Origin of the sequence: Synechococcus sp. R6-7 (assembly GCF_047461695.1) — a bacterium.
GTDB lineage: Bacteria > Cyanobacteriota > Cyanobacteriia > Thermostichales > Thermostichaceae > Thermostichus.
This window is the reverse complement of the sequence record NZ_JANSHS010000201.1, coordinates 1-6,960: the sequence shown is the minus strand read 5'-3', so window position 1 is coordinate 6,960 and position 6,960 is coordinate 1. Positions and strand designations below refer to the sequence as shown.

At 59.9% G+C, this 6,960-nt stretch carries 4 protein-coding genes; 1 reads left to right on the top strand and 3 read right to left on the bottom strand.

Features of this window, described 5'->3' with window-relative positions; translation table 11 throughout:
* Together rpoC1 and rpoB are read right to left on the bottom strand one after the other, a co-directional pair.
* Positions 1–1,422 (bottom strand): DNA-directed RNA polymerase subunit gamma (rpoC1, locus tag NW815_RS06660; RefSeq protein WP_414415827.1); only part of this gene is annotated, 1,422 nt, incomplete at its 3' end.
* Positions 1,423–1,537: 115 nt separating this feature from the next.
* Positions 1,538–4,957 (bottom strand): DNA-directed RNA polymerase subunit beta, encoded by a 3,420-nt coding sequence (rpoB, locus tag NW815_RS06655; protein WP_414388676.1) that lies wholly within the window; start codon positions 4,955–4,957, stop codon positions 1,538–1,540.
* A 587-nt stretch (positions 4,958–5,544) separates the two neighbouring features.
* Here rpoB and NW815_RS06650 point away from each other — a divergent pair.
* Positions 5,545–6,258 carry a heme oxygenase (biliverdin-producing) gene (locus NW815_RS06650; protein WP_414388678.1) on the top strand — a complete coding sequence of 238 codons (714 nt, stop codon included), beginning with the start codon at positions 5,545–5,547 and terminating at the stop codon, positions 6,256–6,258.
* Positions 6,259–6,305: 47 nt separating this feature from the next.
* Here NW815_RS06650 and NW815_RS06645 read toward each other — a convergent pair whose 3' ends face one another.
* Positions 6,306–6,836: a pentapeptide repeat-containing protein gene (locus tag NW815_RS06645; RefSeq protein ID WP_414388677.1), complete on the bottom strand. Its 531-nt coding sequence runs from the start codon at positions 6,834–6,836 to the stop codon at positions 6,306–6,308.
* Positions 6,837–6,960: the final 124 nt, after the last annotated feature.

Sequence of the window (6,960 nt, the reverse complement as noted above, 5' to 3'; positions counted from 1 at the left end):
CATCTGGTCGCCGTCGAAGTCGGCGTTGAAAGCAGGGCAGACCAAGGGGTGAAGTTGAATCGCCCTTCCCTCCACCAGGATCGGTTCAAAGGCTTGGATCCCCAGGCGGTGCAGGGTGGGGGCACGGTTGAGCAAGACGGGGTGGCCGTCGATCACCTCTTCCAGCACATCCCAAATCTGTGGGTCATTGCTCTGGATCATCTTTTTGGCAGCCTTGATGTTGTTGACAATGCCCCGCTTGATCAATTTGTGGATGACAAAGGGCTGGAACAGCTCGATGGCCATCTCTTTGGGCAGGCCACACTGGTGCATGCGCAGGTTGGGCCCCACCACGATCACCGAACGCCCGGAGTAGTCCACCCGTTTGCCCAACAGGTTTTGCCGGAAGCGCCCCTGTTTGCCCTCGATGATGTCGGAGAGGGACTTGAGGGGACGGTTGTTGGCCCCCGCCACTACGCGCCCCCGCCGACCGTTGTCGATCAGCGCGTCCACCGCCTCCTGGAGCATGCGCTTTTCGTTGCGCACAATGATCTCCGGTGCCATGATCTCCTGCAGCCGGGCCAGGCGGTTGTTGCGGTTGATCACACGACGGTAGAGATCGTTGAGGTCGCTGGTGGCAAAGCGGCCCCCATCCAACTGCACCATGGGACGCAAATCCGGCGGGATCACCGGCAGCACCCGCAACACCATCCACTCCGGACGGGATCCGGTGGCGATGAAGTTGTCGATTACCCGCAGCCGCTTGATCAGGCGCGCCCGCTTTTGGCCGCGAGCAGTGGTGATCTCCTCCCGCAGTTGCTCCGCCTCTTTTTCCAGGTCGATATCCTTGAGCAGGCGCTCGATGGCCTCCGCCCCGATCATCGCCCAGTTCTCCGGCAGTTGCAGTTCGGATCCCTCCTCGTACATCTGATCTTCGATCTCGAGGAATTGATCCTCCGTCAGCAGTTGTTTGTAGGAGAGATTCTGGGCATTGCCCGGATCCACCACTACGTAGGCGTTGAAGTACACCACTTGCTCCACATCCCGCAGCGGCATGTCCAACAGCGTGGCAATGTGGCTGGGGATCCCTTTCAAATACCAAACATGGGTGACGGGGGCAGCCAACTTGATGTAGCCCATGCGGTGGCGGCGCACCCGCGACTCGGTTACCTCCACCCCACAGCGCTCGCAGACGATCCCCCGATGCCGTACTCGCTTGTACTTACCGCAGTGGCATTCCCAGTCTTTGGCCGGCCCAAAGATGCGCTCACAGAAAAGACCATCCATCTCCGGCTTGAGGGTGCGGTAATTGATGGTCTCGGGCTTGGTGACTTCCCCCACCACTTGACCATTGGGCAGGGTGCGCTGGCCCCACTCCATGATCCGTTCTGGAGAAGCCAAGCCGATTTTGACATAGTCAAAGCGTTGCTCTGTTTTGGCCATCGCCGTTTTCCTCCTGGCTTGCTGAACCCAAAGGAGAGGGAAGCCCCACCCTCCTTCGTGGGTTGAAGGGGATCCCCGTCACGTTCGCGTCAGGGGTGGGGAGCGCTCTCAACCCTCAAAAGTCCTCTTCCTCCTCCTCGTCCTCATCTTCCTCAAGGCTGCGGCTGGCATTCGCGTCAGCGGTGCGGAGCACTCTGGTAAAGGCGGGTGATGGCGAGAGATCCTCAGCCGTAACCGATTCATAGGTGGGTCGAGAGGGAGTGTGACGGTTGGAAGTATCGGCCATCAGATCCACTTCCACATCGTGGGTTTGCCCTTCGCTGTCCACCTCCACCTTGTGTACAGACACATCTAGGCAGAGGGACTGCAACTCCCGTACCAGCACCTTGAAGGACTCCGGCGTGCCGGGTCGAGGGATCGGCTTGCCCTTGACAATGGCGTTGAGAGCCTCGTTGCGCCCCACCATGTCGTCGGACTTGACGGTGAGCAACTCCTGCAGGATGTAGGCTGCCCCAAACGCCTCCAAAGCCCACACCTCCATCTCCCCAAAGCGCTGGCCGCCCTGCTGCGCCTTGCCCCCCAGCGGTTGCTGGGTCACCAAAGAATAGGGGCCGGTGGAGCGGGCATGGATCTTGTCATCCACCAAGTGCACCAGCTTCAGCATGTAGGCGCGGCCCACCGTAACGGGCTGGTCGAAGGGCTCCCCGGTGCGACCATCAAACACCTGGATTTTGCCGCAGTACCTGCCTTCCGGGTTGAAGATCCAGTCCTTGCCGGTCTTCTCTCGGGCTTCCCTCAGCTTGGCCTCCACCGTCAGACGGGAGGCTTCTAAACCGTGCATCTCATCAAAGGGCATCAGCTTGAAGCGCACTCCCAGATGTTCTGCTGCCCAGCCCAGCAGGCACTCGTACACTTGGCCCACGTTCATCCGGGAAGGCACCCCCAAGGGGTTGAGCACCACATCTACCGGTGTGCCGTCCGCTAGGTAGGGCATGTCCTCAATCGGCAAGATGCGGGAGATGATGCCTTTGTTGCCGTGACGGCCCGCGATCTTGTCCCCCACCTGGATTTTGCGCTTGAGGGCGATGTAGACCCGCACCACCATGTTGGCGCCGGGAGGCAGCTCATCCCCCTGTTCGCGGGTAAAGATGCGTACATCCACCACCCGACCGCGCTCGCCGTTGGGCACCCGCAGCGAGTTGTCCCGCACATCCCGAGCCTTTTCCCCGAAAATGGCCCGCAGTAGCCGCTCTTCTGGGGGCTGATCCGACTCCCCTTTGGGGGTGACTTTGCCCACCAAAATGTCGCCGGCCTCCACCCAAGCCCCAATGCGCACAATGCCGTTCTCATCCAGGTCCCGCAGGGCATCTTCCCCCACGTTGGGGATCTCGCGGGTGATCTCTTCCGGGCCTAGCTTGGTTTGCCGGGCCTCGATCTCGTGCTTCTCGATGTGTACCGAGGTAAAGACATCGTCGTAGACCAGCCGCTCGCTGATCAAGATGGCATCTTCGTAGTTGTAGCCCTCCCAGGGCATGTAGGCCACCAACACGTTTTGGCCCAAAGCCAACTCGCCCCCTTCGGTCGCCGGGCCATCCGCCAGCACCTGGCCAGCCACCACCCGATCCCCCGTATAGACAAGGGGACGCTGGTTGAGGCAGGTGTCTTGGTTGGAGCGCTGGTATTTCTGCAGGCGATAGACAATTGGATCCCCGCCGTCGTCTGGCCGCACCACGATTTCGTCGGCAGAGACATAGGTCACCACGCCATTGGTGCGCGACACCACCACCATGCCGGAGTCGCGTGCCGCCTGGGCTTCCAGGCCAGTGCCCACATAGGGCCGATCCGGCTTGAGCAGGGGCACCGCCTGCCGCTGCATGTTTGCTCCCATCAAGGCACGGTTGGCGTCATCGTGCTCCAGGAAGGGGATCAAGGAGGTGGCCACCGAGATGACCTGCACCGGCGCCACTTGGACGTAGTGCACTTCTGTGGGGTGGGCGGTGGTGAACTCTTGGCGGTAGCGCACCGGCACCAAGTCGGCAGTGATGCGGCCTTCGGCATCCACCGGCACATCCCCAGGGGCTACGCGGTACTCGTCCTCTTCATCGGCAGTGAGGTAGACCATGCCCAGATCTTTGCGCACCACGCCGTTCTCGACCCGGTAATAGGGGCTTTCGATAAAGCCGTACTGGTTGACGCGGGCGTGGGTGGCCAGGGATCCAATCAACCCGGCGTTGGGGCCTTCTGGAGTTTCGATGGGGCAGATGCGGCCGTAGTGGCTGGGGTGGATATCCCGCACCGCAAAGCCGGCCCGTTCCCGACTTAGGCCGCCGGGGCCCAGGGCAGATAACCGGCGCTTGTGGGTCAGCTCCGCCAGGGGATTGGTCTGATCCATGAACTGGGAGAGCTGGCTGGAGCCGAAGAACTCCTTAATGGCCGCCACCAAGGGTTTGGGGTTGACCAAAGAGGCCGGGGTGAGGTTTTCCGACTCGGAGACTGTCATCCGTTCTCGGATGATCCGCTCCAGGCGATTCAGGCCCACCCGCACCTGGTTTTGCAGCAGCTCGCCCACGGAGCGCACGCGGCGGTTGCCCAGGTGGTCGATGTCGTCCACATGGCCGATGTCGTACTCCAAATTGATCAGGTAGTCGATGACGGCCAAAATGTCGGTGACGGTAAGCACCCGCACACTTTCGGCTACGTTGAGGTTTAACTTTTTGTTCAGCTTGTAGCGCCCTACCCGGCCCAAATCGTAGCGTTTGGGGTCGAAGAAGCGGGATTCCAGCAACTGCTGGCCACCCGATACGGTGGGGGGTTCCCCGGGCCGCAACTTGCGGTACAGCTCCATTAGGGCTTCTTCTTCGGTGTAGGGCCCCTCTTTCTCCATGGTTTTCTGGAAGAATTCGGGGTGGCGCAGGTTGTCGTAAATCTCGGAGTCGCTCAGGCCCAAGGCTTTCAGCAGAACTGCCGCCGAGAGCTTGCGGGTTTTGTCGATGCGCACCCACACCAGGCCGTTTTTGTCGGTCTCGAACTTCAGCCAGGCACCGCGGTTGGGGATGAGGCTGGCGCTGTAGGTGCGACGCCCGCTTTTGTCCAGCTCCGATTTGTAATAGACGCCGGGGCTGCGCACAATTTGGTTGACGATCACCCGCTCGGCGCCGTTGATGATGAAGGTGCCCCGATCCGTCATCAAGGGCAGTTCGCCGATGAAGACGTCCATGTCTTTGATCTCGCCGGTCTCTTTGTTGATCAGGCGAGTGGGCACCCGGATCTGCGCTTGGTAGGTGGCGTCTCGCCGCTTGGCCTCCTCGGGGTCGTAGCGGGGGCGGTTAATCTTATACCCTTTGGAGGGATCCCCAGGGCGATATTCAGGCAGGAAGTGCAGCTCCAGCTTACCAGTGTAATCGATGATGGGGGAAAAGCTGAGAAGCTCCTCTTCAAACCCTTCTCGCAAAAACCACAAGAAACTCTCCCGCTGAATCTCCACCAGGTCAGGAAAGGTAGGAGCGACAGGGGATGGCACTGCTAATTGTGTCATGCGTTGCTCGGGAGGGGTCGCGCTGCAGTCAGGCCTTCCATTATAGAAACCCCGCCAACGATCGTCAACGAACGTTACAAAGGTCGAGGGGCTGTCCGGATCCCGTGGGGGCGCACCTGGAAAATCTCGGCAAAACCGCTGGGGATCCCCTTTTGGCTGCCGGGGCAGGGACGATTCCCACCGTGCCTTAAGGATTGTTCACATCCATTCACACTCAGGCAGATTATTCTAATCTTTAACCGTTTTTGCGGATCATCCGCTGCTCCAGCTCGGATTTCCGGTCGACCGTGGGGATCGGAGGGGTGGCTCTGACAGGCTCAGCCGGTCGCCAGGGTGGACGCGGCGCTGGTCTTTGTCGCTTTTGAAATGCACGCTGTTGATGCAGGCTGTGGCGGAGCCATCAACAACAATCATGAGAAGGGGTTAGGAATGGGTTTACAAAGCTTCTCAGGCTGGGGGAACCTCGGGATGGCTTGCGGGTGATCTGCGGGTGATCTAATGAAGCACAGTTTGTTGGCGAGGAGGGTTTTGTGAGTCAAAGTCAGAACAATCAGAATAAGAATGATTTGAGTAACCGGGACAACAGCCTGTCGGCCCAGTTGCGGGAGGGCACCAAGCAGTCCCACACCATGGCCGAGAACATGGCCTTTATCAAGTGTTTCCTGAAGGGAGTGGTGGATAAACGGGCCTACAGCCGCTACCTGGGCAATTTCTACTTTGTCTACAGCGCTTTGGAAGAAGGCTTTGCCCAACTGCGAGAGCACCCCCTGGTGGGCCGGCTCTACTACCCAGAGCTGTGGCGCAAGGCCAGCCTGGAGAAGGATTTAAATTATTTTGTTGGCCCCAATTGGCGCGCTGTGGTCAAGCCCTCCCCTGCCTGCCAGGTCTATGTCAACCGCATCCGAGAAGTGGTGGAAAAAGATCCGCTTCTGCTGATCGCTCACGCCTACACCCGCTACATCGGTGACTTGTCGGGTGGCCAAATCCTCAAAAACATCGCCCGCCGGGCCATGGGCTTGCCGCAGGGGGAAGGAACGGCCTTCTACGATTTCGAGCAGATCCCCCACGAGGGCAAATTCAAGCAGCGCTACCGTGCCCAGCTGGATGCGTTGGGGCTGGATCAAGCCACCATCGACCGCATTGTGGCAGAGGCCAATTATGCCTTCAAGCTGAACATGGACTTGTTTAGGGAGTTGGAGGGGAATTGGCTGTTGTCGATGGCCCGCTTGGCCTGGAATTCGCTGCTCAGCCAGTTTCAACGCAAGCCCACCCGTTCTGAGGCAGCCGCTCCCAGCTCCTGAGCCCTAGATTCCAGATCTCCCCTCTCCCAGAGGAGAGGGGGTGAGGGCTAGTTACATTCGAGGGTGTCGCGGGTGGCCCGACCAGTTACAGGGTTAACGCCGGTGGCCCGTTCACAGAGGATGGAGAGGGCGTCTTGGCGTATTAAGGCATTGGTGAAATCGGCCCCATCAATTTGGATCCCTTCGACTCGGGCCAGCCACATCATGCTGTCCTGCAGTTGCGCTTCTCGCAGATCCGCACCCTGTAAGTTGGCCATGTCCAAAGTGGCCCCCCGCAGGTCGGCCCCGCGCAAGTTGGCTTTGCTGAGATTGGCCCCGAATAGGTTTGCCCCTGCCGCCTTCACGTGGCTGAGATCGCTTTGGCGCAGGTTGGCCTTGAGAAACTTCCAGCCGCTCAGGTCTTGCCCTGCAAAGCTCACCCCCTGCAGATCTCGTTTGGTGTAGTCCTCTGCCTGGGCCGGGGATCCCAGCGGAGTAACCCCCAGGCAGAGTATCAGCCCGCAAAGCACCATCCCCCGCAGGAAACGGCTCAGCCAAGACCGCCTCGCCAGAACTGAAGCCAGCCAAGCAACAGACATCGTGGATCCCTCCCTCAAGGAAACCTCCATGGCTTGGGAATTGCTTCTGGTTTTATCTTACCGGATGGAGATCCCGCCGGCAGGTTGGGCTATCATGAACTACCCCACCGCATAGGCGGATGGG